The organism is Streptomyces sp. SudanB52_2052 (genome assembly GCF_964272415.1).
Taxonomy (GTDB): domain Bacteria; phylum Actinomycetota; class Actinomycetes; order Streptomycetales; family Streptomycetaceae; genus Streptomyces; species Streptomyces olindensis.
Genome location: NZ_OZ186796.1, coordinates 1,687,006 through 1,712,294, shown reverse-complemented (window position 1 = coordinate 1,712,294; position 25,289 = coordinate 1,687,006). Strand labels below are relative to the sequence as shown.

Below are 25,289 nucleotides of genomic sequence, written 5' to 3'. Positions count from 1 at the left end.
CGGGACCACACCTGCTGCGGAGGGGAAATCAGGGTGGACGCGGCGGGGATCGACGAAGCGGTGGGCGCCCGGGCGGCCCGGACCCTGTGGGAGGACGCCGAGGTGACGGCGGTCGTCGCGTTGTCCGATGTGCACGCGGCGGCCGCCGTGCGCGTGGCGCGGGACCGCGGGATGGCGGTGCCGGACGATGTCGCGGTGATCGGGAGGACGACGCGCCGGTGGCCGCCCTGATCGACCTCTCCACGATCCACCAGCCGATCGTGGAGAAGGGCCGGCAGGCCGCCGGCATGCTGTGGGACCGCATCGCCGGGGGCGGCCGCAAGCGGACTCTGCTGCGCACCAGGCTGGTGCAGCGGGGTTCCACGGCCCCGCCACGCCGGTGAGGCGGACCTGGTTCAGCCCGGCCGCAGCACGGCGGCCATCGAGGGCCGGGATGCGTGAGCCGCGGTGAGAAGAGCGCCGTGCACGGCTGAGGACGCCGCCCGGGTGGCATAGCTCGCGGTGTCCGGAGGCCAGGCGTCACGCTCCTGGTGGATCAGGAGACAGACCGCGCCGTGCACGCCGGCACACAGCAGCCTGGCGGTCTCGGTGGCGCTCTCCACCGGTACTCCGGCATCGACACAGGCCGCGACCTTGTCCCGGAAGTAGCGGAAACACGCGTCCTCGTTCTGGCGACTGGCCTCGGTGGCCTCGCCATCCATCACCAGTCGGTACGGGGAGGGGTGGCGAAGCCCGAAGGCGATGTAGGCGACGCAGGTTTCGTAGAGGGCCGTCACCGGGTCCGGGACTCCCCGGGACACGGCTTCCAGCTCGGCGAACAGTGAACTCCACACCCGCAGGCATGTGGCGTGGACGAGTTCCCTCTTCGAGGCGAAGTGGAGGTAGACGGCCGGCGGGGTGACTCCCGCGCTTGTCGCCACCGCGCGGATCGTAAGGGCGTCGGCGCCGCCCTCCTCGAGCAACCGGTCGGCGACGTCGAGAAGTTGCTCGCGGAGCAGGCCGCCCTGGCCCTTGGCGGCACGGACGCGGGAGCCGGTCACAGCGGGGCACCTCCGAGAGAGAGGGACATCAGGCTGTCTTCGGCATGACCGCGGTGACGACCTGGGTCACCCGGGCGCACAGTTCCCCTTCGGCATCGCGCACGTCGACCTCGACGACGGTGTTGCGACCCACCCGCAGGGGTCTGGCTGTCGCGACGACGTCCGTGTGTGCCGGCCGGAGGAAGTGCGTGGTCGACTCCACGGTGGCCGGTGCGGCGCCGGCCGGACCGTTGAGGGCGGCGCACACGGCACCGCTCACATCGGCGAGTCCCATCAACGCGCCGCCATGGAGGCCACCGCCCACGGTGGAGAGCGAGCGATCGTGCGCCAGCGTGGCTCGAACGCCGGCGGCCGTCATCTCGTCGAACACGACTCCGAGAGTCTTGGCGTACGGCGCGAGCGCGTAGACGTCTTCGGCTGCGAGTGCGGGCACGGGCTGCTCCCATCTGAGTGAAGAACGATAAGTTATCGGCGCTAACTCAGGCCGTCAATACGGGAGATGCCGACGCGGCCCAGTGACCGGTCGGCTGTGCACAGGACCAGGAACACGGCGGCCACACCGATGAGCCACCAGGCCATGGCGTGCAGTCCGGAACTGGTGGCGCCGCCGCTGAAGAACACGGCGCTCGCCGCCGCCGCGCACAGTGCGCCGATGTACATGAACGTGCGCAGGAGTCCCGCGGTCGAGCCCATGCGGGCCGGGTCGGCCTGTGCGTACAGGGCGTTCTGGTGGGCCGGCCCGATCAGCCCGTGAGGGATGCCGACGACCGCGCTGAGGACGACGAGCAGCCACACCGGACTGTCGGCCCGCAGGAGCAACAACGCCGCGCAGCCGAGGCATTGGAAGAGCGCGCCGACGACGAGTCTGCCCCGCACCCGGCTACGGCGCCCCGTGAGCGCGGTGACACCGACGGCCGTCGCCGACAGCGGCAGCAGAAGCAGCCCGGCCTGCGACGCGCTGAGTCCTCGGCCCTCTTGGAGCCACTGGCTGTAGCCGTAGAAGAAGGCGTACGACGTGGTGTAGGCGAGGCACTGCCGGGTGAACGTGGCGAGCAGCGGCACGTTGCCGCCGAGGACGCGTAGATCTATGAACGGCTGGGCGACGCCGAGTTCGCGGCGGACGAACACCGCGCCCGTGGCCAGCCCGAGCACCGGCAGATACCAGTGGGCGACCGCCGGGTTCATCAGGAAGAACATGAACGCGGTCAGTGATCCCGCGAACCACAGCATGCCCGGCACATCGATACGTGTCGTCCCGCCCGAGGGCGTGGCGCGTGGCAGCCACAGTGCGCCCAGGACGAGGCACATGAGGGACAGCGGCACGTTGACGCCGAAGATCGACTGCCAGCCGCCCGCGCCGATCAGCAGGCCACCGAGGGCGGGGCCGACGACCGCGACGACCTGGTTGGAGACCGACAGCGCGGCGAGGACGCCACTCGGGTTCCTCCGGCCGGTGCGGTCGGACTCGGCACGCAGCAGCGACATCGACGCCGGGAAGGCCGCCGAGGTTCCGAATCCGAGGAGGACGCGGGAGGCGACCAGGACCCACAGGTTCGGGGCGAGGGTGCCGAGCAGTCCGGCCAGGCCGGCCAGCGCGGTGCCCAGCAGATAGAGCCGGCGCGGACCGAACGTGTCGACAAGTCGGCCGATCACCGGCTGGCCTACGGCCGTCGCGAGGTAGAGGCCGGAGACGAGCCATGCCGTCTGCGAGGGCGGCACGCCGAAGGCCCGGCCGATGGGGACCAACGCGACCGCGAGCATCGAGGAGTTGATGGGGTTGAGGATCGAGCCCAGGATCATCGGTGCGATCAGGCGACGGTCGAAGCAGCCCTTCTCCGCCCGACGCCGTCTGCGCGCGGCTGTCACGGCTCTGGGACCTTCGGCGGACGGGGGCGCGGGGACGCGGACACCTGAGGTGCGAGGAACCGCCGGACCGCGGGGAGGACCGCGAAGTGGTGGTGGCCGGTGCCGGGCACGATGTCGAGGCGCGCGTCGATGCCGTGTTCGCGCCAGTTGGCGTGCAGCGCGTGGATACGTTCGAGGCGGTTGCTCCCCGCGGTCACGGGCCGGCGCTCGTCGTCCGGTGCGAGTCCGGCCGCGTCGGTGTAGTTCTCGCCGATGACCAGGTGTTGAGGAAGCCGCTGGCGACGAGGGCGTCGTAGGCCGCCTGGTCGTGGCACATGAAGTCGAAGGTGAGAGTGAAGGGGCCGGCGTTCTTGGAGCGCACCAGGGAGCAGTAGTCGAGCAGAGTGGTCATGGGTTACAGCTCCTCGGTGGTGGTGCGGAACAGTTCCGTGGGACCGACGCCGGTGACGACGTGGTGGAGGGTGAACCGGTAGAGGGGGCCGCGGTCCGTCTCGGGCGGGGAGTACGGGTAGGCGAGGGTGGAGACCAGCCCGTCGTATTCCGGTATGGGCAGGTGGCTGCCGGCGTGCGCGACGAAGGTGGCGACCGCGTGGGCGGTCGCCTGGTCGGGTGCCGTCACCGTGATGAGGACGCCGAGTTCGCGCGGGTGCAGCGGCTCCGGTTCCGCGGTGGCCAGTACGGCCCCGTCTCCGTAGAGGCGGAAGTCGATGTCGACGTCGCCGGGGTTCACGGCACCGTCGAACACGTCGAGGATCTTGTCCGCGAAGTACTTCTTGGCGAAGGGGATCAGGTCGGGCAGGCGCCGGATGACCACCTGGTCGCGCACTCCTCCGACGATGACGGTCTGGTAGCCGACGAGTTCGGCTCCTTCGAGTTTGTTGCTGTAGCCGTCCGCGGGGACGAAGCGCGCTCCGCGCGCCCGGACGGTGCGCTCGTCGATCGCCTCGTAGGTGGCGTCGCTGGTGTCGAGGGTGCCCGACGGCTCCGCGACGCGATACGGGTCGGCGTTCTCGTACAGCGTGTGGGCGGCGACCGACCGGGGGGTGAGACGGCTGCCTTCGGCGAGCGTGGTGACATCGAAGTGGTCGTCCCGCAGGTGCACCAGCAGGCCGTTGGCGGAGGGGGGGTATGGCGCAGGCGGCGCCGCATTCGATGGTCTTGGCCATGTGCCAGGTCAGGCCGGGGTCGGCGCCGAGCATGCGGGGGAGTGCGGCGAACAGCGCGGTGTCGCTGGCGCGTCCGGCCAGGACGACCTCGCAGCCGGCGCCCAGCGCCTCCTGGATGGGCTCGACCCCCATCATGGCGACCGTGTGACTGCGGGTGAACAGCTCCCGGTCGATCTCCGGGGCGTGCGGCAGCGGCCGCAGACGGCCGGTGTCGTAGAGGCGCTGGAGACGGTCGGTCGGCTGGTCGGAATAGATCAGAGCCAGTTTGAAGCGCAGGTCCTCCGCCGCGGCGATGTCGCGTACGAGGGCGGCCACGCGATCGACTCCCGTGTCACGGCCACTGGTGCCGCAGGAACCGATGATCAGCGGCACGCCCAGCTCGTCGCGTGCGGTGAGCAGCAGGCGCAGGTCGCGGGCGACGGCCTGGTCGGAGAGTTTGGGGCTGCCCGAGCCGAGTGCGGCCGGCCCGGAGTCGGTCGATCCGGCGTCACACGCGATGACGTGCGGGCGGGCCGCGACACCGCGTCGGAAGGCGGCGGCGTCGAAGCCGGCGCCGAGTGCTCCGGTGGGAGCGAGGATGCGCAACTCCATGAGGATCTCTGTCCTTCCTGACGGATGGGATGAGGGGGAACGGTCGACTCCTGGGCGAAGACGGCCAGGGTCACCCACAGGACCGTCCCCGGCGCTCATCCGCCCCGGGGCGGTGGACCGCCCTTCGGCCGGCCTGGCCACGGTGGTTTCCTCGAGCGGCTCGGGCTGAGGTGCGAGGTCGGGCACGGCGGCTCCTTCGCCATATGCCATAGCACGTATGTGGTGTGCCTCTCCGCTCAGTCGCTATTTGCTATAGCTTCCTGGGGAGAGAGCGACCGCTTCGGGCGCCGCTCAGTGCGAGAAGCGCGCCGTGAGCAGGGAGGAGCTCGACGCCCGACTGTGCGCGTTCATCAGCTCTTCCGCACGCCTGCCGTCTCCGGCGGCGATGGCGTCGTAGATGGCGCGATGCTGGTGGTAGCGCGCGTCCACGGCGCCGCGTCGTTCGCCGCTGACCTCGGACAGGACGCTGTCGCGTCGTTCGTCCGCGCCGAAGGCGTCGACCATCTGCAGCATCTGCAGCAACGTCGCGTTCCCGCCGGCCTGCTCCACCAGGCTGTGGAACTGCCGCATGCAGTGCAGGATCTCCTCGATCAGCTTCCGCTCTTCGTCGCCGCCGGGAGTGAGTCCGACCGCCTGGCCCCGCAGGCGGTCGGCCTTGTCGAGGACGGCCCGCATCTGCCGCCTCTGTTCCGCGGTCGACTTCTCCGCGGCCAGACGCGCCGCCAGCGCGCGAAGCGAGTCCCCGATCATCGAGAACTCCCGCAGCTCCTCCTCCGCGTACTGCGCGATGCGCACCGAACGCGGGCCGGTCCGCTCCACCAGTCGGTCCTGCTCCAGACGGCGCAACGCCTCACGTACCGGTGTCGCGCTGATGTCGAGAGACTCGGCGAGCCCCCGCTCGGTCACCTTCTGACCTCGTTCGAGGACGCCCGAGACGATCGCCTCACGGATCGCCGCGTACGCCTGGTCGCCCAGGGTGGCGGAGAGCGCGAGCTGCGGAAGCTGTGCCATGCGCCGTAGCGTATGTGCTACAGCAGAACTGTCAACAGGACCTCGGTGCCCGGGCGGCGGCTTGCCGACCGTGCCGGTGCGGTGCGGTGCGTCGGTCGTCAGGGGCGACGGCCGCGCGGGAGGCGGATGGTGACGGTGGTTCCGACGCCCACGTCCGAGGACACGTCCACCTGTCCGTGGTGGGCGTGGACGATGGCCTCCACGATGGCCAGGCCGAGACCTGAACCGCCGTACGCGCGGCTCCGGCTGGCCTCGGCGCGCCAGAACCGCTCGAAGACACGGGGCAGGTCTTCCGGGGAGATCCCAGGGCCGTTGTCGATGACACTCAGCTGTACGGTCTGCCGGCTGAGCGCCACCTCGACGCGCACGGAGGTCTGGGCCGGAGTGTGCTGGACGGCGTTGCCGACGAGATTGCGCAGGACCTGTTGCAGACGGGCGGCATCGCCGATGACGGGTGCGGGCGGTGCTGGTGCCATCGCGATGTCGCGTTGCGGGTAGATGATCTGGGCGTCCTCGATGACGCCGGCGGCCAGGACGGTGAGGTCCACGTCGTCCTGCTCGACGGGCCGGCCGGCGTCCAGGCGGGCGAGCAGCGCGAGATCCTCCACGAGCAGGCGCATCCGCCCCACTTCGTTCTCGATGTGCTCGAGTGCGCTCTCCAGGCCCGGACCGGAAAGGCCGCCCTGGCGATGCAGGTCCAGCCAGCCGGAGATGGTGGACAGGGGAGTGCGCAGTTCGTGGGAGGTGTCGGCGGCCAGCGAGCGAACCGTCGCCTCCGCGCGGGCCTGGGCGTCGAACGCCCGGTTGACCGCCTTGGCCAGCAGGTCGGCTTCGCTGCCGTTGCGGTGGGTGGGCAGCCGGTCGCTCAGGGAGCCCGCGGCGATGGCGTCGGCGCTGCGGGCCATGCGGGCGAGCGGGCGCATCCCGAGGCGCAGAACGATGACGGACAGCCCCAGCAGCCCCAGCAACGTGCCGCTGATCAGGGCCAGTTGCCGTCTGATGAGCGCGTCGGTGGTGGCGTCGTCGACCGAGGTGTCGATGGTCAGGATGACGGTCGCCGGTGCCACGGTGCCTTCGGCGGGCCCGCGGTCGATGATCAGGCCAGGGCTGGGGATGCGTACGGCACTGAGGTCGCCGCCCTCCAGGGTGACCACACGACCCGTCGGTGCCGTCGCGCTGCGCGCGGCCACCTCGGCGGCGGCCCGGGACGCCGAGCCGGTGCTCAGCAGGACGCGGTTGTCCTCGTCGACGGCCACCGTGCCCAAGGGCGAACCGAGAAGGGCACCGAGCTGGTCGGCATCGGCGGTCTGCGGTCCCTGGCCGATGACCCGGGCCACCCGCTCGGCGTTGGCTTCGAGGGTGTCCTGGTTGCGCTTGTCCAGGAAGTCTTCCAGGAGAAGGGCGCTGATGACGGCGCCGGCGACCAGGCCGGCGACCAGGAGGACGGCCAGCCCGGCGAGCAGGCGCAGGCGGACGCTGGAGGAGGCCCAGGGAAGACGGCCGCGGAGTCTCACCTGTCGTCCTGCTCTCGGAGGGTGTAGCCGACGCCGCGGACGGTGCGCAGCAGCGGCGTACGGCCGTGGTCGATCTTGCGGCGGAGGTTGGAGACGAAACGCTCGACGACCACGGAGTCCCCGCCGAAGTCGTACTGCCACACGGCCTCGAGGATCTGGGCGCGGGAGAGGACCTGCCCCCGGTGACTCAACAGGTAGTGCAGCAGACGGTATTCGGTGGGAGAGAGCTCGACGATCCGGCCGGCTCGGCGGACTTCGTGACGGAGGTCGTCGAGCGTGAGGTCGTCACACCGCAGGAGTGTTTCCTCGGCGGTGGGGGTTCCACCGCGGGCGCGGCGCAGCAGCGCCTGGAGGCGGGCGCCGACCTCGACGACGCTGAAGGGCTTGGTGACGTAGTCGTCGCCGCCCAGGCGCAGCCCCCGTACCCGGTCTTCGACGGCGTCGCGGGCGGTGAGGAAGAGCACGGGTACGTCGATGGCGCGGGCGCGCAGCAGTTGGAGGATCTCGAAGCCGTCGGCGCCGGGGAGCATCACGTCGAGGACGATGACGTCCGGGGGACGGCGGGCGACCTGGTCGAGAGCTTCGCTCAGGTCGCCGGCCGTGTCGACGTCGAATCCGGCGAACTGCAGTGCCGAGATCAGCAGGCGCCGGATACCGGGATCATCGTCGATGACGAGGACGCGGTCGGCGGTGCCCGCTGTGGTGGTGGCGTTCATGGGTGCTCCAGGTGGCGGCAGCGGCTCTGCTGATCATGGATGCGTCACAGGCTCGCTGGGGTGGATTCCTTGACGGGGGCGTGCGGGGCCGACCGTTCGGGAGCGTGGAAGTTCCCGCCCTCGACGTCGAGATGGGGCAGCACGCGGTCAAGGCGTCGCGGCAGCCACCAGGCCCGGTCCCCGAGGAGCGCGAGGATCGCCGGCACGAGGGTCATACGGACCAGGAAGGCGTCGACCATGACTCCGAAGGCCAGGGCGAAGGCGATCGGCATGATGTCGGCGTCGCGGGAGAACAGGAAACTGACGAACACCGAGATCATGATGAGCGCGGCAGAAGTTACCACACGGGCGGCGTCGCGGGCGCCGTTGAGGATGGCCGTGCGGGCGTCGCGGTGGCGGTGGTAGTCCTCGCGCATGGCGGAGACGAGGAACACCTCGTAGTCCATGGCCAGCCCGAAGAGCACGGACATCACGATGATGGGCACGAAGCTGGCCACCGGGCCCTCGCTGGGCACGCCCAACGGGCCGGCCAGCCATCCCCACTGGAAGACCGCGACGGTGGCTCCGAAGGCGGCACCCACGGACAGCAGGAACCCGATGGTCGCCTTGACCGGGATGGCGATCGACCGGAACGCGATCATCAGCAGGAGCAGCGAGAGGCCGACAACGACGATCACGAAGGGCACGAGTGCGCCGCTGAGCTTGTCGGAGACGTCGATGCTGACCGCGGTCATACCGGTGACGGCCACATAGGAGCCGCTGGACCCTGCCCACGGTTGCGTCTGGGTACGCAGCCGGGAGACGAGGTCGCTGGTCTCCTCCGACCGCGGTCCGGTGGCGGGGATGATCTGGATCCGCGCCGCCGTCCCGTCCTCGGCCGTGTCGACACCACTGACGTCCGCGACGCCCCGGACCCCGCGCAGCTCGTCCTCGACGGCGGCGGCCGTGGAGCTGACGGTGGCCGGGTCGTCGTTCTCGACGAGCACGACGAGGGGGCCGTTGGCGCCGGGACCGAAGGCGTCACCGATCACGTCGTAGGCCTGACGACTGGAGTTGCTCGGGGCACTGGAACCCTCGTCGGTGAGCGCCAGCTTCAGCTCCAGGGCGGGAACGGCCACGGCGATCAGCGCGACCGTGCCCAGGATCAGGGTGCGTACGGGGTGGCGCAGGACGCCCTGGGTCCAGCGCACACCCATCGTTACCGTCCGGCCGCCGCACGCCGCCCGTCGCATGGTGTGCCTGCGGCCCATGGGCAGGAACCGGCGGCGCCGGGCCGCGGGCCGGGGCGCCTTGGGTGTGAGCCGGTGGCCGGCCATCCCCATCAGCGCGGGCAGCAACGTCACCGCCGTGATGACGGCGACCGCGACCGCTCCGGCCGAGGCCAGCCCCATGGAGGTCAGCATCGGCACACCGGCCATCGACAGACCGGACAGCGCGATGAGGACGGTGGCGCCGGCGAAGATCACGGCGCTGCCCGCGGTGGCGGTGGCCGTGGCGATGGACTCCCGCACCGGCATACCGGTACCGAGCTGGGCACGGTGCCGGGAGACGATGAACAGGGCGTAGTCGATACCGACGGCGAGCCCCAGCATGATCGCCAGGGTGGGCGCGTTGTCGGAGACGTCGAACGCCGTGGCCAGACCGGTCATCGCGGCCATCGTGCCGACGATCCCGAGCACCGCGGTGATCAGCGGCAGCCCCGCCGCGAGCAGCGACCCGAAGGTGATGACCAGGATGACCAGGGCCACGCCCAGTCCGACCAGCTCACCGGGTCCCACGGGCGGATGCGAGGACTCGTACGGCTCACCGCCGTAGAGGGTCCTCAGCCCCGCCTGCCGGGCTTCGGCGCCCGCGGCCCGCACCGCGTCCAACGTGCCTTCCGGCACGTCGTCCTCCTCCTTGGTGGTGAAGGTGACCTCAGCCACCGCGGTGCGTCCGTCCGCGGAGACGGTGCCGCTCTCGGACGGGTCACCCACCTCGCTCACCCCGGATACCCAGCCCGTGGCCTCCAGCGTCGCCTCCAGGGACGCGCGCAGATCCGCCGCGGTCACCTTGCGGCCGGCCGGCGCCTGGAACACGATCCGCGCCGACTGCACGTCCGGCTCGGGGAAGTGCCGTTCCATCTTCGTCAGCGCCGTCTGGGCCGGTGAGCCGGGGATCGAGCCGCTGTCCGTGAAGGATCCGGCGAAGGAGACCCCCAGACCGACCACCGCACCGAGGGCGAGGAGCCACCCGGTCACCATCAGCTGCCACCGGCGAGCACCCCACGCGCCCAGCCGGTACAAGAGCGTAGCCATCAATGATTCCCTCACTCGTGGAAGACGACTCGCCCCATCCTTCGCAGGGGACTTGACGGCCGCCTGACGAGGAACTTGAGGGTTTTCTGACGGTTCGGCTCCGGCACCGTCAGGTACGCGCGGCTGCCGGGCTAGCCGGCGCTCCGCGTGGCCGCGGACCGCCCCTCGGCATGCTGTTCCAGCCGTGGCGGGAGCCGCGCGGCGAGGAAGTCGATGAGTGCGCTGACCCGGCGCGGGACATGCCCGTCCTCTTCCAGGAGGGCGTAGATGTCGGCGGCCGGTGTCGACACGTGCGGCAGCACCCGGACGAGTTCGCCGCGCTCCAGATGCGGCCTGACGTGCCACTCCGAGCGCATGATCACCCCACGGCCCTCCAGCGCCCAGCCGGTCACCACGTCACCGTCGTTGCTGGACAGGCTGCCGTGGACCCGCACATGCCGGGGACGGTCCGCGTCCCCGAAGCGCCAGAGCGCGAAATCGCCCTCGTTCTCCCGCAGCACGATGCAGTTGTGGTGGGCCAGATCCTCGATGCCGGCCGGCGTGCCGTGCTCGGCGAGGTAGGACGGCGCCGCGCAGGGCACGCGCCGGTTCTTCGCCAGCCGCCGCATGCGCAGCGAGGAGTCGGGCGGCATGCCCACGTGGACGGCCACGTCGAACTCACGCCGGTGAGGCCGCAGCGGCAGCGCGGACGTCTGCATCCGGACGTGCAGGTCCGGGTGGGCCGCGGCGAACTCGCCGAGCAGCGGCGCGATATGCGCGCGGCCGAGACCGAGCGTGCATTCGACGACCAGGGACCCGCGCAACCCCCCGGCCGTGTCGGTGATCGTGTCCTCCAGCTCGCGCACCTGGTCGAGGATCGCCTCGACGCGCGCCGCGTACAGCTCGCCCTCCGACGTCAGCACGAGCCGGCGGGCGCCGCGCTGCACGAGCCGGACGTCCAGGCGGCGCTCCAGCGCGCTGAGGCGTTTGCTGACGACGGGCAGGGAGCAGCCGAGTTCTCGCGACGCGGCCGTCAGCGTCTCGCTCGACGCGACCACGTGGAAGAAGTGCAGGTCGTCCACGACTGAACGGCTCTTGGACCACGAGCGACCAGAACGCCGGGGGCTTTCCATGGGGGAAAACGTACCTTGCCGGTTACGGCCTTGTAACGACTGTCGCCGCTGGCCAAGGTAGGACCCGGTCGCGCCGTGAGCGGAACGCCTCCGGACGGAGTGTCCGTGAGTGCCCGCCATCGAACCTGCGCATCGAACACATCGACTGGGAGTCAATTCGTGCCGCACAGCTATCGCATCGCAGCGATTCCCGGCGACGGGATCGGCCGCGAGGTCGTCCCGGAGGGCTTGCGGTGCCTGCGGGCCGCCGCCGAGGTGCACGGGTTCGCACTCGACGTCACCGAGTTCGGCTTCGCCTGCGCCGACTACTGGCTGAACCACGGCACGATGCTGCCCGGCGACTGGCGGGACGTGCTCGGCGAGTTCGACGCCATCTTCTTCGGCGCGGTGGGATGGCCGGAGGTGGTCCCGGACCACGTCTCGCTGTGGGGCAGCCTGCTCCAGATGCGGCGGGGCTTCGACCAGTACGTCAATCTGCGCCCCGTCCGGCTGCTGCGCGGCGTGCGCAGTCCGCTGCGCGACCACCGGCCGGGCGACATCGACTTCTACGTCGTGCGGGAGAACACCGAGGGCGAGTACTCCAGCATCGGCGGCCGGATCTTCGACGGCACCGACCGCGAGACGGTGGTCCAGGAGACGGTCATGACACGGACCGGGGTCGACCGTGTCCTGCGCTATGCCTTCGAACTCGCCTCCTCCCGCCCGCGCAAGCACCTCACCTGGGCGACGAAGAGCAACGGGATCTCGATCTCCATGCCCTACTGGGACGAGCGCGCGACCGAGATGGCCGCCCGGTACCCCGACGTGACCGCGGACAAGGACCACATCGACATCCTGACGGCGAAGTTCGTCCTCCAGCCCGACCGGTACGACGTGGTCGTCGCCAGCAACCTGTTCGGTGACATCCTCTCGGACCTCGGCCCGGCCTGCACCGGAACGATCGGCATCGCCCCCAGCGCCAACATCAACCCCGACCGCTCCTTCCCCAGCCTCTTCGAACCGGTGCACGGGTCGGCGCCGGACATCGCCGGCCTCGGTGTCGCCAACCCCGTCGGCCAGATCTGGAGCGGCGCCATGATGCTCACCCACCTCGGCGAGCACGAGGCGGCCGGGCACGTCGTGGCCGCGATCGAGAGCGTTCTGGACGAGCAGCCCGACGTGGTCACCCCCGACCTCGGGGGCACGGGGACCACGGTGGGCCTGGGCAAGGCCATCGCGGCGCGGATCACCGGGGGGCCGCCCGCCGGCCACGGCGGGGGAGCGGCGGCCGGCCGCGCGGTCACAGAGGGGATCCCGGCGTCATGATCAGACCTGTCTCCGACCCGGTCGGCCTCGAAGTGCGCTGGGACCGGCTGGCCGCCGCCACCGACGAGGCCGCCTCCACCATGCTGCGCACGGCCTTCTCCACGATCATCCGGGAGTCGAACGACTACACCGTCGTCCTGATGGACCGCGCGGGCCGCACGATGGCCGAGTCACGGGCCGGCATCCCCGTCTTCGCCGCCCTGATGAGTTCGCTGACCGCGCTGGTCCTCGAACGGTTCCCGGCGGACGAGTGGCAGGACGGCGACAGCGTCATCACCAACGACCCGTGGATCGCCACCGGGCACCTGCCCGACATCGCCATGGTCTCCCCGGTCTTCCACCGAGGCGGGCTCGTCGCGTTCACCGGCACGGTGGCGCACTCCCCGGACATCGGCGGCACACCCTCGATGGCCCCCACCGAACTGCTCGCCGAGGGCATCCTGATCCCTCCGCTGCGCCTGTTCCGGGCCGGGCGGGTCGAGCAGGGGGTCAAGGACCTGCTGCTGGCGAACGTACGTCTGGCGGACCAGGTGTGGGGCGACCTGGAGGCGCAGGCCGCTGCGCACGCCGTGTGCCGCCGACGCGCCCAGGAGTTCCTCACCGACTTCCGTGAGCCGGACTTCGAGGCGTTCGCGGACCAGGTGCACGCGGTGACCGACGCCGCGATGCGGGCGGGCGTCCGCGACCTGCCCGACGGCGTCCACCGCGCCGCCCTGGACGCGGACGGCGTCGAGGGCCACCCCACGCACATCGAGTGCGCGGTGACCGTGCGCGGCGAGGAGGTGGAGATCGACTACACGGGCAGCTCCCCCCAGGTGCCCTTCGCGACGAACTCGACGTTGAACTACACCCGCGCCTACTCCATGTATCCGCTGAAGATCCTGCTGGATCCGTCCACGCGGACCAACTGGGGCTCCTACCGCTCCATCCGGGTCACCGCGCCGGAGGGCACGATCGTCAACCCGAGATTCCCCGCGCCCGTCGTGGCACGGCACCTCACCGGCCACCTCCTGTCCTGCGCGATCCACCAGGCGCTGGCCCCGGTGCTGCCCGACCGTGTCATCGCCGACTGCGGCGGCGCCCCCGCCCTCCGGGTCCGCTTCGCAGGGGTCGACGACTCCGGCCGGCCTTTCAGCCTCATGCTCTTCGCCAACGCGGGCATGGGCGCGTCCCAGGAGTCGGACGGTCTGTCCACCACCGCCTTCCCGACCAACTCGGGCGGCGGCGGCATCGAGGCCCTGGAGGCCGCGTCCCCGCTGCACTTCCTCCGCAAGGAGCTGCGTGCCGGATCGGGCGGACGGGGCCGACGCCGGGGAGGGCTGGGCCAGACCATCGAGGTCCGCAACCCGACGAGCCGTCCGGTGCAGATGGTGCTGCTCGGCGACCGGGAGCGGCATCCGGCGCTCGGACTGGCCGGCGGTGAACCCGGCGCCACCGCACAGGTCGTCCTGGACTCCGGCGAGCGCGTGCCCCTGAAGTCGGTCTCGCGGCTGGCCCCCGGAGCGTCGGTGGTCATCTCCTTCGCGGGCGGCGGCGGGTTCGGCCGCCCCGAGGAACGCGAGCCCGAGCTCCTGATCGCCGACGAGATCGCCGGCTACACCCTCCCCACCGGTCGGCGAGATCCGAGCACGGCCCGGACGGCGGGCTCGAACGCACGTGAGGAGGCGGGCCGATGAGCCGCACGGTCCGGATCGGCGTCGACGTCGGCGGAACGTTCACCGATCTGCTGCTGCACGACCCGCGCCGGGGACTGGTCAGGCCCGGGAAGCTGCCCACCACACCCCACGCCCCCAACGAGGCCATCACCGCGGGGATCGCCCGCCTGCTGGAGGAGACGTCCACGGCCCCCTCGGACGTCGCGGGCATCGTGCACGGCACCACACTCGTGACGAACACCCTGCTGGAACGCACCGGAGCGGTCGTCGGCCTGCTGACCACCAGCGGGTTCAGCGACTCCCTCGAAATGGGACGGGAGACGAGGTTCGACACCACCGACCTGCTCGCCCGGCCGGCTCAGCCACTGGTGCCGCGCCACCTGCGCCGCGGGGTGCCCGGGCGGATCGCCGCGGACGGCCGCGAACTCGAACCGCTCGACGAGCGTGCCGTCCTCGCGGCGGTGCGGGATCTGGCGGACCGGGGCGTCGAGGCACTGGCCGTGGCCCTGCTGCACTCCTACCGCGACGCCGGGCACGAGCACCGGGTGCGGGACCTGGTCGCCCGGGCCCACCCCGACCTGCCCGTCACGCTCTCCAGCGCCGTGGCCCCGGTCATCGGCGAGTACGAGCGGGCCGGCACCGCCTGCCTGAACGCGTATGTGCACCCCCTGATGTCGCGCTACCTCGACGACCTGCGTGCCGACCTGACCGCCAGGGGCATCGACGCGCCCCTTCGCATCATGCTCTCCGGCGGTGGTGTCACGACCCTCGAGGACGCCAGGCGGTTCCCCGTACGGCTGCTGGAGTCGGGCCCCGCGGCCGGTGTCATCGCCGCCGCCGCGGTCGCCCGGACGCTGGGGGAGCGGGACGTCGTCTCCTTCGACATGGGCGGTACGACGGCGAAGATCGCTGTCGTCCGAGGGGGCAGGCCCAGGCTCAAGCACGACTTCGAGGCGGGGCGGGTCGACAAGTTCAAGCCCGGTTCGGGGCTGCCGGTGCGCCTGACCGTCGTCGACATGATCGAGATCGGTTCGGGAGGCGGCTCGATCGCGGCACCCGACGCACTCGGGCTGCTCAAGGTGGGACCGCGCAGCGCCGGTTCGGTGCCCGGCCCCGTCGCCTACGGGCGTGGCGGCGAGCGACCCACCGTCACGGACGCCGACCTGCTGCTCGGCCACCTCGACGCGGAGAACTTCCTCGGCGGCGAGATGAGGCTGCGCACGCGCGAGGCCCACAAGGCGCTGACCCGTGAAGTGGCGGGTCCCCTGGGACTCGACACCACTGACGCCGCCGCCGGGATCGTCGAGGTGGTCACCGAAAGCATGGCCGCCGCCGCCCGCATGCACCTGTCCGAGCAGGGCGAGGACCCCGCCGACTTCGCGCTGCTGGCCTTCGGCGGAGCCGGACCCGCCCATGCCTACGGGCTGGCGAAGTCGCTGAAAATCCCGCGCGTCATCGTGCCGATGCGAGCCGGGGTGCTGTCCGCCTGCGGACTCCTCGCCGCCGCTCCCACGGTCGACGAGGTCCGCAGCCTGCCGTCGCCCCTCGCCGACGTCGACTGGACCCACGTGGCCGCGCTGTACGACGAGATGACGGCCCGCGCCACCGACACGCTCCAGCCGAAGGACCCGCAGCTGGTGCGGGTCCGCCGCTCGCTCGACATGCGCTACCTCGGCCAGGGCTTCGAGATCGAGGTCGCCGTGCCCGAGCAGGACTTCGGCCCCGCCGGCTGCTCCAGCATCCGGGCCGCCTTCGAGTCGGCGTACCGCGCCGTGTTCGGCCGTTCCCTCGACGGGGCCGTGGAAGTCGTGAACTGGCGGCTCGCCGTGCAACTGCCCGGTCATGAGCTGTCGACGGACGGCGGCCATGCGCGAGGAGGCGCGGCAGGCCGCGGGGTCCGGCCGGTGCACTTCCCGGGACACGGGCTGCTCGAAGCCACCGTCTGGAACCGCTACGAACTCACGCCCGGCACCGAACTGACAGGTCCGGCCCTCTTCGAGGAACGCGAATCGTCCTGCTCCTTCGGGCCGGACTGCCGGATCCGGGTCACCGACGACCTGACCCTCGTGGTCGAGGTCGAGTCATGACGACGGTGTCAGCAGGGCAGCGCACCCGTACCCGGCGCATCACGTTCCTGGTCGCTCTCGCGGTCTTCGCCCAGGAGTCGACCTGGAACTTCTACGAATCCCAGGTACCGCCGCTCCTGCGGGAGCACCTCACCAGCGCGGCCGTCGTGGGCCTGCTGATGGGCATGGACAACCTGCTCGGCATCTTCATCCAGCCGTGGATCGGCAACCGGTCCGACCGGACCAGGACCTCCTGGGGACGGCGCATGCCCTACCTGGTGGTCGGGATGCCGATCGCCGCCGCGCTGTTCGTCCTCATCCCGCACAGCGCGGCGTCCCTGCCGCTGCTGATCGTGGTGCTGTTCTCGTACGCGCTCGTCGCCAACACGTTCAAGCCGATCGCCGAGGCGCTCGTGCCGGACTTCATCGCACCCGAGCGGCGGAGCCGGGCCAACGCCGTGGTCAAGATCGCCTCAAGCGTCACCGCCATCGTCGCCGCGCTCATCAGCATCTTCCTGGTCGACCACCATCTGAGCCTGGCGTTCGCGATCCCCGCGATCATCATGCTGATCTCGATCGGGGTGCTCGCGGCCACCGTGCGCGACAACCGGTCCCCGGCCTACCAGGCAGCGGTGGCCGAGAGCGAAGAGGAGCACGGCGCAGAGCGCACCGAACCACGGGTCCGGGACACCTTCGTCGAGATCCTCAAGGACACCGACCGCAGCCGCCTCCTGCTGCTCCTCGCGATTCTCCTCTTCGGCAGCGCGTGGGCCGCCTCCCGGTCCCTGATCACGCCGTACGGGATGGAAGCCCTGGACATGTCACGGGGATCCGCCGGTGGTCTCACCCTGCCCAGCGGTGTCGCCTTCATCCTGGCGGCCTACCCGGCGGCCGTGCTCGCCGAGCGTTACGGACGGCTCCGGGTCATGGCCGTGGGCATGACGGTCTTCGCCGGCGCCATGGTGCTGGGGACGCTGATCCGGACCCCGACGGGGGCCACCGTGGCCCTGTGCCTCGCGGCGGCCGGCGCGACCTGCTTCCTGGTCAACGCGGTGGTCGTCCTGTGGAACCTCGCGCCCTCGGCCCGGGTCTTCGGGACCTACGCCGGTCTGTACACCGTCGGTTGGGCCGGCGGCGGCTTCCTGGGCCCGGCGGTGGTCGGCGGGATGGTCGACATCACCGGATGGCCCCTGATGCTCATCGACATCGCCCTGGTCGCCGCGCTGTCGATCATCGTCGTGGCCAGGATCGGTGTGCTGCAACGGCGCACCGCCCTGACCCTCGCCAAGTGACCAGCCCACGCCCGAGGCGCGGCGCGAGGCCGACGCGCCGTACGCAGCCAGAGACGAGGAACCGTGCCCCGCATCCTGATCACCACCGACTACCTACGGCCCGGCGACGAGGTCGATCACCTTCTCCGGGCGCACGGCCACACGACGGTCCACGCCCCGCTGGCCGGCCGACGCGGTCCCGAGCAACTCGTCGCCGCCCTCGACGGGATCGACGCGGCGCTGGTCGGCCATGACCCCCTGACCGCCCAGGTCCTCAGCGAAGCACCCCGCCTGCGCGCCATCGTGCGCACCGGCGTCGGCTACGACTCGATCGACGTCGTCGCCGCGGGCAGGCTCGGCATCACGGTGAGCAACCTGCCGGGAATCAACGCCAACTCCGTCGCCGAGTACACCCTCGGTCTGCTGCTGACGGCCGCGCGGCGACTGGTGCAGAGCGCGGCGGGCGTCGCCGCCGGCCGGTGGCCGAGGGAGGACGGTCATGAGGTGCGCGGAACGACGCTCGGCCTGATCGGATACGGGGCGGCGGCGCGCGCCGTGGTGCCGCTGGCGCGGGCCTTCGGCATGGAGGTGCTCTGCACGACCGGTGTGCCGGAGGACGAGCGGTCGGACCCGTCGGTGCGGTTCGTCGCGCTCCCCGAGCTGCTCGCGGCATCCGACTACGTATCGGTGCACACCGCGCTGACGGACCGCACACGCGGTCTCCTGGACGCCGCCGCCTTCCGGCGGATGAAGCCGACGGCGGTGCTGGTCAACACCGCGCGGGGTGCCGTCGTCGACGAACAGGCCCTTGCCGACGCCGTGCGCACCGGCGAGATCGCCGCGGCGGCGCTCGACGTGGTGAGCGAGGAGCCGCTCCCGGCCGACAGCCCGCTGCGGGACGTCGAGGGAATCGTCGTCTTCTCCCACCTCGCGGGCCAGACCGCCGAAGCACGGGCCGCCGCCGGCCTGGAGGGTGCGGCCGAGGTGGTGGCCGCCCTCGACGGCCGCCCCCGGTTCGCGGTGAACACCCACCTGCTGCCCCACGCTCCCACCGCCCGGGGTGACGGGTGACACCCGCCCGCCACGTGCCCGGTACCGACAGGAAAGAGGACCATGGACAACGAACGGGTCGACCAGGTCAAGGTCCTGGCACCGACCGGCATGCTCGGAGCCGGCTTTCCCGAGGCCACGATCGAGCGAGGGCTTGCGCTCGGCGCCGACGTCATCTCCGTCGACGGGGGCAGCACCGACTCCGGTCCCCACTATCTCGGCGCGTCACAGCCCAAGACCACCCGTGCCGCGGTCGCCCGTGACCTGCGGGTCCTGCTCAAGGCGGCGGCGGGCGCCGGTATCCCACTGATCGTGGGCTCGTGCGGCACCAGCGGAACCGACTCCGGTGTCGACTGGGTCGCCGGCATCGTCGCCGACATCCTGGCGGCCGAGGGACTCCGGCTGCGGGTGGCGCGCATCTACAGCGAGCAGGACACCGGCGCCCTCCTGGAGCGCCTGGACGAGGGCCGCATCCATCCCCTGCCTCCGCTGGGCCCGTTGGAGGCGGAGACGCTGCAGAGCTGTACGCACATCGTGGGCGCCATGGGGCACGAGCCGATCGTCGCCGCGCTCCAGGCCGGTGCGCAGGTCGTCCTCGCGGGCCGTGCCACGGACACCGCCATCGCCGCCGCCCATCCGCTGATGAAGGGGATGCCGGCCGGGCCGACCTGGCACGCCGCCAAGATCATCGAGTGCGGCGGACAGTGCACCAGCGACCCGCGCTCCGGTGGGGTGCTGGCCACCATCGACGCCGACGGCTTCACCATCGAGCCGCTCGATCCGACGGTCGCCTGCACACCGACCCTGGTCGCCGCCCACATGCTCTACGAGACGGTGAACCCGTTCGAGATGCGCGAGCCCGACGGCACCCTGGACGTCCGAGAGGCCGTCTACACCGCCCTGGACGACCGCACCGTGCGGGTCGAGGGTTCGCGGTTCCACGTCGCCGACCAGCACACCATCAAGCTCGAGGGCGCCCGGATCACCGGCTACGAGACAATGTCGTTCAGCGCGATCCGGGACCCGCGCATCCTCGCCGACATCGACGACTGGGCCGCCCTGATGCGCACGATGATCAGGCAGCGGGTGGCGCAGACGATCGGCCTCGGCGACGACGAGTACGCCTTCGACCTGCGCCTCTACGGGCACAACGCCATCCTCGGGCATCTGGATCCGGCAGTGGGTCCGCCCCGCGAGGTGGGAGTCATGCTCCTCGTCAGCGCACCGGACCAGAGCACCGCCACCGCCGTCGCGAAGATCGCCAACCCCTTGATGCTGCACCTGCCGACGCCCGACATGGACTACCTGCCGAGCCTGGCGTTCGCCACCTCACCGGCCGAGGTCGAGCGGGGTCCGGCGTACGAGTTCGTGCTGAACCACGTCGTCGACACCCTCACCCCCACCGACATGTTCCGCACCGAGTTCGAGGAGGCCTCCCACCATGGCTGAGACCGTCCCCACCACCCTGGGCGACCTGGCGTACGAGGTCCGGTCCAAGAACGCCGGGCCGTTCTGGGTCACCATGGAGCTGTTCCTGCGGGACGCGGACGGCTATCGCATCGCCGCCGACGAGGCGTTCCTCGACGAGGGCACGGTCGCCCGGCTCTACGGAGTCGACGAGGCCGACGTGCAGATCTTCCGCATCCCCTCGCTGAACGTCGTCAAGATCTCGTTCCCGCGCCCCGTCGGCCAGGCGTCGCTGCGTGACCGCGACGTCCACTCCGGGCAGCACCACGTGCCGCTGGCGGTGCTGCCCGTGCGCCACCTGACACCGCCCGCCGGACGCGGTGTCTGACAACTCGCCCCGCACACATGCCTGAAGGAGCACGTCCTTGAACACACCTGCCGTGCCCGGACCCGGTCCCCACACCCGCGGACGCCGCTCGGCCCTGCTGACGGCCCTGGTCGCGGTCGCGGTCGCGGGCACGCTCGGCACCGCGCCCGCCACCCCGGCCGACCCCTCACGCCCCACCGCGGCCCCCTGCCCGGGGCACCTGGAGGAGAAGGCCGACTGCTACACAGGCCGGGACGCCAACGGCGCGTATTACACGATGGCCGTCCCCGAGGACTGGAACGGCTCCCTCGTCGTCCACGCCCACGGCGGCCCCGACTTCTCCTACGACGAGTCCACGACCACCGAGGACCTGGAACGCTGGGCGGTGATGGTCGACGAGGGCTACGCCTGGGTGGGCTCCTCGTACCGGCGCGGCGGTTACGGGGTCAGGATGGCCGCCGCCGACACGGAGAACGTACGCCGCCTGTTCGTCAGCCGCTTCGGCCACCCCGACCGCACCTACCTGCACGGCCAGTCCTGGGGCGGCAACGTCGCCGCCAAGGCCGCCGAGACCTACGGCGGGAAGCGCGGCGCCTACGACGGGGTCCTGCTGACCAACGGCTTCCTGGCCGGCGGCTCGCGCGGCTACGACACGCGCGTGGACCTGCGGACGGTCTACCAGTACTACTGCCGCAACCTGCCCCGCCCCACCGAACCGCAGTACCCGCTGTGGCAAGGACTGCCCGCGGACTCCCCGATGACACCCGACGAGGTCCACGGCCGGCTCCAGGAGTGCACCGGCATCGACTCCGACCCGGCCGACCGCACCGCGCGGCAGCAGCGCAACCTCGACGACATCCTGGCCGTCACCCGCGTCCCGGAGCACTCCCTGGCCACGCACATGCAGTACGCGGCCTTCCTCGTCCGGGACATCGTGTCCCACCGGCTCGACGGCCGTAACCCGTTCGGCAACCGTGGGGTCCGCTACGACGGTTCGCACGACGACAAGGCGCTCAACGCCGGCGTGGCCCGCTTCTCGGCCGACCCCACCGCGCGCCGCGACCTCTCCTACGACAGCGACCTCACCGGACGGATCCCACTCCCGGTCCTCACCCTGCACGCGATCGACGACCCACAGGTCTTCGTCGAGCACGAGGCGGCCTACCGCGCCACGGTCCAGGCCGCCGGCCGGAGCGAGAACCTCGTCCAGACCTTCACGAGGGAGAGCGACCACAGCGCGCTCAGCATCGCCGAGTACGCCAACTCCCTGGCGGCTCTGGACACATGGGCACGCACCGGCCGGAAGCCCACCCCCACGTCGATCGCGCGTTCGTGCCACGCGTTCGACACCACCCACGGTGGCGGCTGCTTCCACGATCCGGCGTTCCGCCCCGCCCCGTTCGCCACCCAGGTCCGTCCCCGGCCCGGTGGTCTCCACTGGCCCGCCATGTCCGCCGCGCAGGAACAGGAGTGGAGCCGTATCGAGGGCGTGGGCATCGCACCCTGAAGCCGCCCCACAGCCCTTCCTCTGCACACGGCCAAGCAGCGTCTCGTCGACAGCCCGGGATGCGGACTCGGCGCCTGCCACCCCCTCCCCGACTCACACGCCCTTGGCCGTCTCGGCAACCGCGCGTACGTGCTCCGCGGCCCGCGCGACAGCCCGCCCCCGCCTCGATGCTCGCGAAGACCGTGTCGACGAGGCTGCGGCCACGCGTGGTGCTCGGTGCGTCGAGGTCGTCGCTGATGACCAGTCCATCGAAGGCGAGCGGCCCGCAGGAGTTCCACCGTCGTCCTCGAGGTGGCCGCCGGCTCGCGGGGATCCAGAGCCTCGACGACCGCGGGGCCGAGCATGACTGCTCCGACCCCGGCTTCGACGACGCGGCGGAAGGGGATGAGGTCGGCTTCGTCGGTCTCCTCGGCCGCCAGCACCGTGTCCTGGAGGGCGGGGTCGAGATCGAGTCGCGGGAAGCCCGGGAAATGCTTGCCGACGGCCACCACGCCACCGTCCCGCAGACCGGTGACGACAGCGGCGGCGATCCTGCCCACCTCGTCGGGGTCCAGCGCGAGGGTGCGGCCCTCCAGCCATGGATTGGCTCCGCGCAGGACGTCGAGTACGGGCGCGAGGAACATGTTCACACCGAGATCCGCCGCCGCTGCCGCCACCGCCTTCGCGGATGAACGGATCTCGTCGTCGGAGAGCTGCGGCAGCAGGCCGGTCCCGGGGTAGGCGGGGACGAGTCCGTGCAGCCGCTGGATGCCCCACGGCTCCTGGTCGACCGCTACGAGGACAGACGTCCCCGCCAGACCTTCGACCTCGCTGACGAACCGGGTGAAGTCGGCGGCGGTTTCCGTGGCACGACGCTCGGGGCTCATGCTCCGAGCCACGTACTCGTCGCGGGTCTCCCCGGGCAGTACGGCGACTGTCCCCCGCTCCAGGAGCGTGCGGAGCCACGGGCTCACGGACAACTCCTCCACAACCGGCAGGAGCACCGCGTACGCGTCGCGGACAGGCTGGTCCATGACCTTCCCCCCTTTGGTGATACGAATAACCACGCCGCTCGGGACGTCAAGCGGGGGCGTGGGAGGCGTGGCGACCGAACCATTCGTCAGAAACGGATTCATCATGACCTCGGCCAGGAGCAAGGAACCCGTGGGCGTTTACGAAACGGTTTCCGTGCACTTCGAAGACCTTGATGCGTACGGCATGGTCCATCACAACAAATTCCCCTTCCTCTTCGAGCGGGCATTCAACAGCTACTTGATCCGAAAGGGGTTTCCCTTCGGCCGTGGTTCGGGATCTCCGGAGATGGTTCAGGTGGTCCGGTCGATGCAGCTGACCTATGACGTCCCCATCACTCGGCTGGGGGAGGTCCAGGTGCGGTTCTGGCTCGGACATGTGGGGCGTTCGAGTTTCACCTATGAGTTCGTGATCCTGTCCGCTGATCGCGAGACTGTCCACGCCCGCGGAACGCGAGCCATGGTGAACCTCGACGCCAACACGCTGCGACCGGCTCCGCTGACCTGGGACCTCTTGGAATTCAGCCGACCGCTGATGTCGGACGAACTCCTGGCGACGCTGCAGGCGAGGGAGCCGCGGTCCGCCTCGCCGGCGGGAGAGGGCTCACCCGTTCAGTGAGGCGGCCGGGAAACGCCGCCCGCGCGGCGTCGGACCCCCACGTGTCGGGCCGTCAGGGAGTCTTGAGGGCGCCGCCGTCCACCACCCAGTTGGAGCCGATCGCGCTTGGCATCGTCGGAGAAGCCAGCAGCAGCACGGCCCGAGCGATCTCGGCCGGCTCGATCAATGCGCCGGTCACCATTCCGGCTTGCTGGGGCAGCATCGCCAACAGCGTGTCCTGGTCGAGTTCCAGGTGCCCCGCCAGTTCTGCACCGAAGCCGTCACCGCCCGTCAGCAGCGGGGTCCGCGTGCCGGACGGGGTGACGACGTTGACCCGGACCCCCGATTCCGCGACCTGTTCGGCCAGGCCCCGGGAGAAGGCGTTGAGCGCGGCCTTGGCCGCCGAGTAGGACAGCGGCACTCCGCGCGGATCGCGGGCGTTCTGAGAGCTGATGCTCACGACCGCGCCCCGGGACCTGGTCAACGCGGGGAGCGCGGCCCGGGTCGTCTCCACGGCGGCACCGAGGTTCAGGGCGAAGACGCTCGCCCAGGCGTCGACCCCGCCACCGAAGGGATCGGCAAGTGCCTCCCTGGACGTGCTCCCGCCGCCGACGTTGTTGACGAGGACGTCGAGGCGCGGGTCCAGGTCGAGCACGCTCTCGACCATCCGTTGCGCGGCAGCCGGTTCGGCGAGGTCGGCGGACACGAACCTGGCGCCGGTGGCCTGGAGTTCGGACGTGGTTTCCCGAGACACGGCGACGACTTCGGCGCCTTCGGCGCGGAAGGCCCGGACGATCGCGAGGCCGATGCCCTTGCTCGCCCCGGTGACGAGGACACGCTTGCCGTCGAGATCGAGATCCATGACTGCTCTCCGTTCAAGGTCGCCCCCGTCTCGCGGTCGCGTTCCGGAGCTGCGGAGGCGCTGTGTGCGCCCGCTGTACGCTCACGCTAGACCCGTAAGTGGACGACATCGTCCGTTCAGCTCGAAGTGAGAGACATTGCCCGCTCAGCCATCTCACAAGCCGTCCGGGCACGTCGGCGAGGTGCCCGGCGACACAGACCCGGCGGCCCTGCGCGCCGATGCCCGGCGCAACCGGGAACGCCTCCTCGAAGCCGCGCGCGAGGTCTTCGCGGACCAGGGCGTCGACGCCCCCATGAGCGCCGTCGCCCGCCGCGCCGGCGTCGGCGTGGCCACCCTCTACCGCCGCTTCCCCACCCGCACCGCGCTCGCCACCGCCGCCTTCGCCGAGCAACTCGCCCTCTGCGCGGCAGCTTTCGACGAGGCTCTCGCCGACCCTGACCCCGCTCACGGCCTGTACGCCCTCCTGGAGAAGGTGTGCACCACACAGGTGACCGACCGCGGCTTCGCCACCGTGTTCCTCGATCAGTTCCCCGACACCCTTGACCACGATCATGAACGCGACCGCGCCGAGGACGCTCTGGCGCGGCTGGTTCAGCGTGCCCGCGAGACGGGACAGCTGCGCGACGACTTCGACCCCGCCGACATCACCCTCCTGCTCCTGGCCAACAGCGGCCTCGCCGGACAACCGAGAGAAACCGCCCTCGCCGCCTCCCGGCGCCTGCTCGCCTACCTCTTCCAGGCCTTCCAGGCACCGCGCCCCGGCTCCCTCCCACCTCCCGCGGCGATGGAACTGCGCGAGATCCGCCGGCCTTCATGAGCGCTCCTTGACCGGACTATGAGCAAACGATGACGGCGGGCGGCCGGACGCTCGAAGGCTG

Annotated in this window: 24 protein-coding genes and 2 pseudogenes; 12 read left to right on the top strand and 14 right to left on the bottom strand. The window is 71.1% G+C overall.

The window, feature by feature from the left end; all coding sequences use genetic code 11:
* The first annotated feature begins 33 nt into the window (after positions 1-33).
* Together ACSUPV_RS07600 and ACSUPV_RS07595 are read left to right on the top strand one after the other, a co-directional pair.
* A complete protein-coding gene (locus ACSUPV_RS07600) occupies positions 34-231 on the top strand; it encodes a substrate-binding domain-containing protein (protein ID WP_436947176.1) in 198 nt (65 codons plus the stop codon).
* Positions 219-383, top strand: a complete 165-nt coding sequence (locus tag ACSUPV_RS07595; RefSeq protein WP_436947175.1) for a substrate-binding domain-containing protein — start codon at positions 219-221, stop codon at positions 381-383. The genes ACSUPV_RS07600 and ACSUPV_RS07595 overlap by 13 nt, the downstream gene beginning before the upstream one ends.
* A gap of 12 nt (positions 384-395) precedes the next feature.
* On the opposite strand, the gene ACSUPV_RS07590 is transcribed toward ACSUPV_RS07595, so the two are convergent.
* From ACSUPV_RS07590 to ACSUPV_RS07535, 12 genes and pseudogenes are all read right to left on the bottom strand, one after another.
* Complete coding sequence (locus ACSUPV_RS07590; RefSeq protein ID WP_031118336.1) at positions 396-1,040, bottom strand: TetR/AcrR family transcriptional regulator; 645 nt, start codon at positions 1,038-1,040, stop codon at positions 396-398.
* Between the two features lie 28 nt (positions 1,041-1,068).
* Positions 1,069-1,473 carry a PaaI family thioesterase gene (locus ACSUPV_RS07585; RefSeq protein ID WP_031118335.1) on the bottom strand — a complete coding sequence of 135 codons (405 nt, stop codon included), beginning with the start codon at positions 1,471-1,473 and terminating at the stop codon, positions 1,069-1,071.
* A 41-nt stretch (positions 1,474-1,514) separates the two neighbouring features.
* The gene (locus tag ACSUPV_RS07580) at positions 1,515-2,840 is read right to left on the bottom strand and encodes an MFS transporter (RefSeq protein ID WP_436949881.1); all 1,326 of its coding nucleotides are present in this window, start codon (positions 2,838-2,840) and stop codon (positions 1,515-1,517) included.
* Positions 2,841-2,902: 62 nt separating this feature from the next.
* Positions 2,903-3,103 carry a hypothetical protein gene (locus ACSUPV_RS07575; protein WP_436949999.1) on the bottom strand — a complete coding sequence of 67 codons (201 nt, stop codon included), beginning with the start codon at positions 3,101-3,103 and terminating at the stop codon, positions 2,903-2,905.
* Positions 3,100-3,297, bottom strand: a complete 198-nt coding sequence (locus ACSUPV_RS07570; RefSeq protein WP_436947174.1) for a DUF4387 family protein — start codon at positions 3,295-3,297, stop codon at positions 3,100-3,102. Before ACSUPV_RS07570 ends, ACSUPV_RS07575 begins: the two co-directional genes overlap by 4 nt.
* A 3-nt stretch (positions 3,298-3,300) precedes the next feature.
* Entirely contained in the window at positions 3,301-4,008 is a 708-nt protein-coding gene (locus ACSUPV_RS07565) for a hypothetical protein (protein WP_436947173.1), read from the bottom strand.
* Between the two features lie 166 nt (positions 4,009-4,174).
* Positions 4,175-4,663 (bottom strand): annotated as a pseudogene (locus ACSUPV_RS07560) (acyclic terpene utilization AtuA family protein); the annotation flags it as partial.
* A 291-nt stretch (positions 4,664-4,954) separates the two neighbouring features.
* On the bottom strand, positions 4,955-5,674 hold the full coding sequence (locus ACSUPV_RS07555; RefSeq protein ID WP_037759841.1) for a GntR family transcriptional regulator: 720 nt from the start codon (positions 5,672-5,674) through the stop codon (positions 4,955-4,957).
* Positions 5,675-5,772: 98 nt separating this feature from the next.
* Complete coding sequence (locus ACSUPV_RS07550; RefSeq protein WP_436947172.1) at positions 5,773-7,188, bottom strand: ATP-binding protein; 1,416 nt, start codon at positions 7,186-7,188, stop codon at positions 5,773-5,775.
* Complete coding sequence (locus ACSUPV_RS07545) at positions 7,185-7,904, bottom strand: response regulator transcription factor (protein WP_436947171.1); 720 nt, start codon at positions 7,902-7,904, stop codon at positions 7,185-7,187. Before ACSUPV_RS07545 ends, ACSUPV_RS07550 begins: the two co-directional genes overlap by 4 nt.
* Positions 7,905-7,948: 44 nt before the next feature.
* Positions 7,949-10,201, bottom strand: coding sequence for an MMPL family transporter (locus ACSUPV_RS07540; RefSeq protein ID WP_436947170.1), 2,253 nt, complete (start codon positions 10,199-10,201; stop codon positions 7,949-7,951).
* Between the two features lie 131 nt (positions 10,202-10,332).
* Complete coding sequence (locus tag ACSUPV_RS07535; RefSeq protein WP_436947169.1) at positions 10,333-11,262, bottom strand: LysR family transcriptional regulator; 930 nt, start codon at positions 11,260-11,262, stop codon at positions 10,333-10,335.
* 210 nt (positions 11,263-11,472) lie between these two features.
* On the opposite strand from ACSUPV_RS07535, the gene ACSUPV_RS07530 reads away from it, so the two are divergent.
* The 8 genes from ACSUPV_RS07530 (at position 11,473) to ACSUPV_RS07495 (ending at position 21,941) form a co-directional block, all read left to right on the top strand.
* Positions 11,473-12,618, top strand: a complete 1,146-nt coding sequence (locus tag ACSUPV_RS07530; RefSeq protein WP_436947168.1) for a tartrate dehydrogenase — start codon at positions 11,473-11,475, stop codon at positions 12,616-12,618.
* On the top strand, positions 12,615-14,294 hold the full coding sequence (locus ACSUPV_RS07525; RefSeq protein ID WP_436947167.1) for a hydantoinase B/oxoprolinase family protein: 1,680 nt from the start codon (positions 12,615-12,617) through the stop codon (positions 14,292-14,294). Before ACSUPV_RS07530 ends, ACSUPV_RS07525 begins: the two co-directional genes overlap by 4 nt.
* Complete coding sequence (locus ACSUPV_RS07520; RefSeq protein ID WP_436947166.1) at positions 14,291-16,360, top strand: hydantoinase/oxoprolinase family protein; 2,070 nt, start codon at positions 14,291-14,293, stop codon at positions 16,358-16,360. The genes ACSUPV_RS07525 and ACSUPV_RS07520 overlap by 4 nt, the downstream gene beginning before the upstream one ends.
* Positions 16,357-17,631: an MFS transporter gene (locus tag ACSUPV_RS07515; protein ID WP_359793108.1), complete on the top strand. Its 1,275-nt coding sequence runs from the start codon at positions 16,357-16,359 to the stop codon at positions 17,629-17,631. The genes ACSUPV_RS07520 and ACSUPV_RS07515 overlap by 4 nt, the downstream gene beginning before the upstream one ends.
* A 63-nt stretch (positions 17,632-17,694) precedes the next feature.
* On the top strand, positions 17,695-18,681 hold the full coding sequence (locus ACSUPV_RS07510) for a phosphoglycerate dehydrogenase (RefSeq protein WP_436947165.1): 987 nt from the start codon (positions 17,695-17,697) through the stop codon (positions 18,679-18,681).
* Positions 18,682-18,723: 42 nt separating this feature from the next.
* On the top strand, positions 18,724-20,109 hold the full coding sequence (locus tag ACSUPV_RS07505; protein ID WP_037759828.1) for an acyclic terpene utilization AtuA family protein: 1,386 nt from the start codon (positions 18,724-18,726) through the stop codon (positions 20,107-20,109).
* Positions 20,102-20,455 (top strand): DUF4387 domain-containing protein, encoded by a 354-nt coding sequence (locus tag ACSUPV_RS07500; protein WP_382614971.1) that lies wholly within the window; start codon positions 20,102-20,104, stop codon positions 20,453-20,455. Before ACSUPV_RS07505 ends, ACSUPV_RS07500 begins: the two co-directional genes overlap by 8 nt.
* Positions 20,456-20,492: 37 nt before the next feature.
* Positions 20,493-21,941 carry an alpha/beta hydrolase family protein gene (locus ACSUPV_RS07495; RefSeq protein ID WP_436947164.1) on the top strand — a complete coding sequence of 483 codons (1,449 nt, stop codon included), beginning with the start codon at positions 20,493-20,495 and terminating at the stop codon, positions 21,939-21,941.
* Positions 21,942-22,261: 320 nt separating this feature from the next.
* On the opposite strand, the pseudogene ACSUPV_RS07490 reads toward ACSUPV_RS07495, so the two are convergent.
* Positions 22,262-22,807, bottom strand: a pseudogene (locus ACSUPV_RS07490) (glycoside hydrolase family 3 N-terminal domain-containing protein); the annotation flags it as partial.
* Between the two features lie 214 nt (positions 22,808-23,021).
* On the opposite strand from ACSUPV_RS07490, the gene ACSUPV_RS07485 reads away from it, so the two are divergent.
* Positions 23,022-23,570 carry an acyl-CoA thioesterase gene (locus ACSUPV_RS07485; protein ID WP_382614969.1) on the top strand — a complete coding sequence of 183 codons (549 nt, stop codon included), beginning with the start codon at positions 23,022-23,024 and terminating at the stop codon, positions 23,568-23,570.
* A 52-nt stretch (positions 23,571-23,622) separates the two neighbouring features.
* Here ACSUPV_RS07485 and ACSUPV_RS07480 read toward each other — a convergent pair whose 3' ends face one another.
* On the bottom strand, positions 23,623-24,411 hold the full coding sequence (locus tag ACSUPV_RS07480; RefSeq protein ID WP_037759820.1) for an SDR family NAD(P)-dependent oxidoreductase: 789 nt from the start codon (positions 24,409-24,411) through the stop codon (positions 23,623-23,625).
* A gap of 136 nt (positions 24,412-24,547) precedes the next feature.
* Between ACSUPV_RS07480 and ACSUPV_RS07475 the strand changes: the two genes are divergently transcribed.
* Positions 24,548-25,228, top strand: a complete 681-nt coding sequence (locus ACSUPV_RS07475) for a helix-turn-helix domain-containing protein (protein WP_031118333.1) — start codon at positions 24,548-24,550, stop codon at positions 25,226-25,228.
* Positions 25,229-25,289 lie beyond the last annotated feature (61 nt).

Bases quoted from the DNA above. Each gene is read 5' to 3' on its own strand.
- ACSUPV_RS07500 (WP_382614971.1), top strand. From the start codon at position 20,102: ATGGCTGAGACCGTCCCCACCACCCTGGGCGACCTGGCGTACGAGGTC.
- ACSUPV_RS07520 (WP_436947166.1), top strand. From the start codon at position 14,291: ATGAGCCGCACGGTCCGGATCGGCGTCGACGTCGGCGGAACGTTCACC.
- ACSUPV_RS07525 (WP_436947167.1), top strand. From the start codon at position 12,615: ATGATCAGACCTGTCTCCGACCCGGTCGGCCTCGAAGTGCGCTGGGAC.
- ACSUPV_RS07515 (WP_359793108.1), top strand. From the start codon at position 16,357: ATGACGACGGTGTCAGCAGGGCAGCGCACCCGTACCCGGCGCATCACG.
- ACSUPV_RS07580 (WP_436949881.1), bottom strand. From the start codon at position 2,840: ATGATCCTGGGCTCGATCCTCAACCCCATCAACTCCTCGATGCTCGCG.
- ACSUPV_RS07505 (WP_037759828.1), top strand. From the start codon at position 18,724: ATGGACAACGAACGGGTCGACCAGGTCAAGGTCCTGGCACCGACCGGC.
- ACSUPV_RS07545 (WP_436947171.1), bottom strand. From the start codon at position 7,904: ATGAACGCCACCACCACAGCGGGCACCGCCGACCGCGTCCTCGTCATC.
- ACSUPV_RS07540 (WP_436947170.1), bottom strand. From the start codon at position 10,201: ATGGCTACGCTCTTGTACCGGCTGGGCGCGTGGGGTGCTCGCCGGTGG.
- ACSUPV_RS07555 (WP_037759841.1), bottom strand. From the start codon at position 5,674: ATGGCACAGCTTCCGCAGCTCGCGCTCTCCGCCACCCTGGGCGACCAG.
- ACSUPV_RS07570 (WP_436947174.1), bottom strand. From the start codon at position 3,297: ATGACCACTCTGCTCGACTACTGCTCCCTGGTGCGCTCCAAGAACGCC.
- ACSUPV_RS07480 (WP_037759820.1), bottom strand. From the start codon at position 24,411: ATGGATCTCGATCTCGACGGCAAGCGTGTCCTCGTCACCGGGGCGAGC.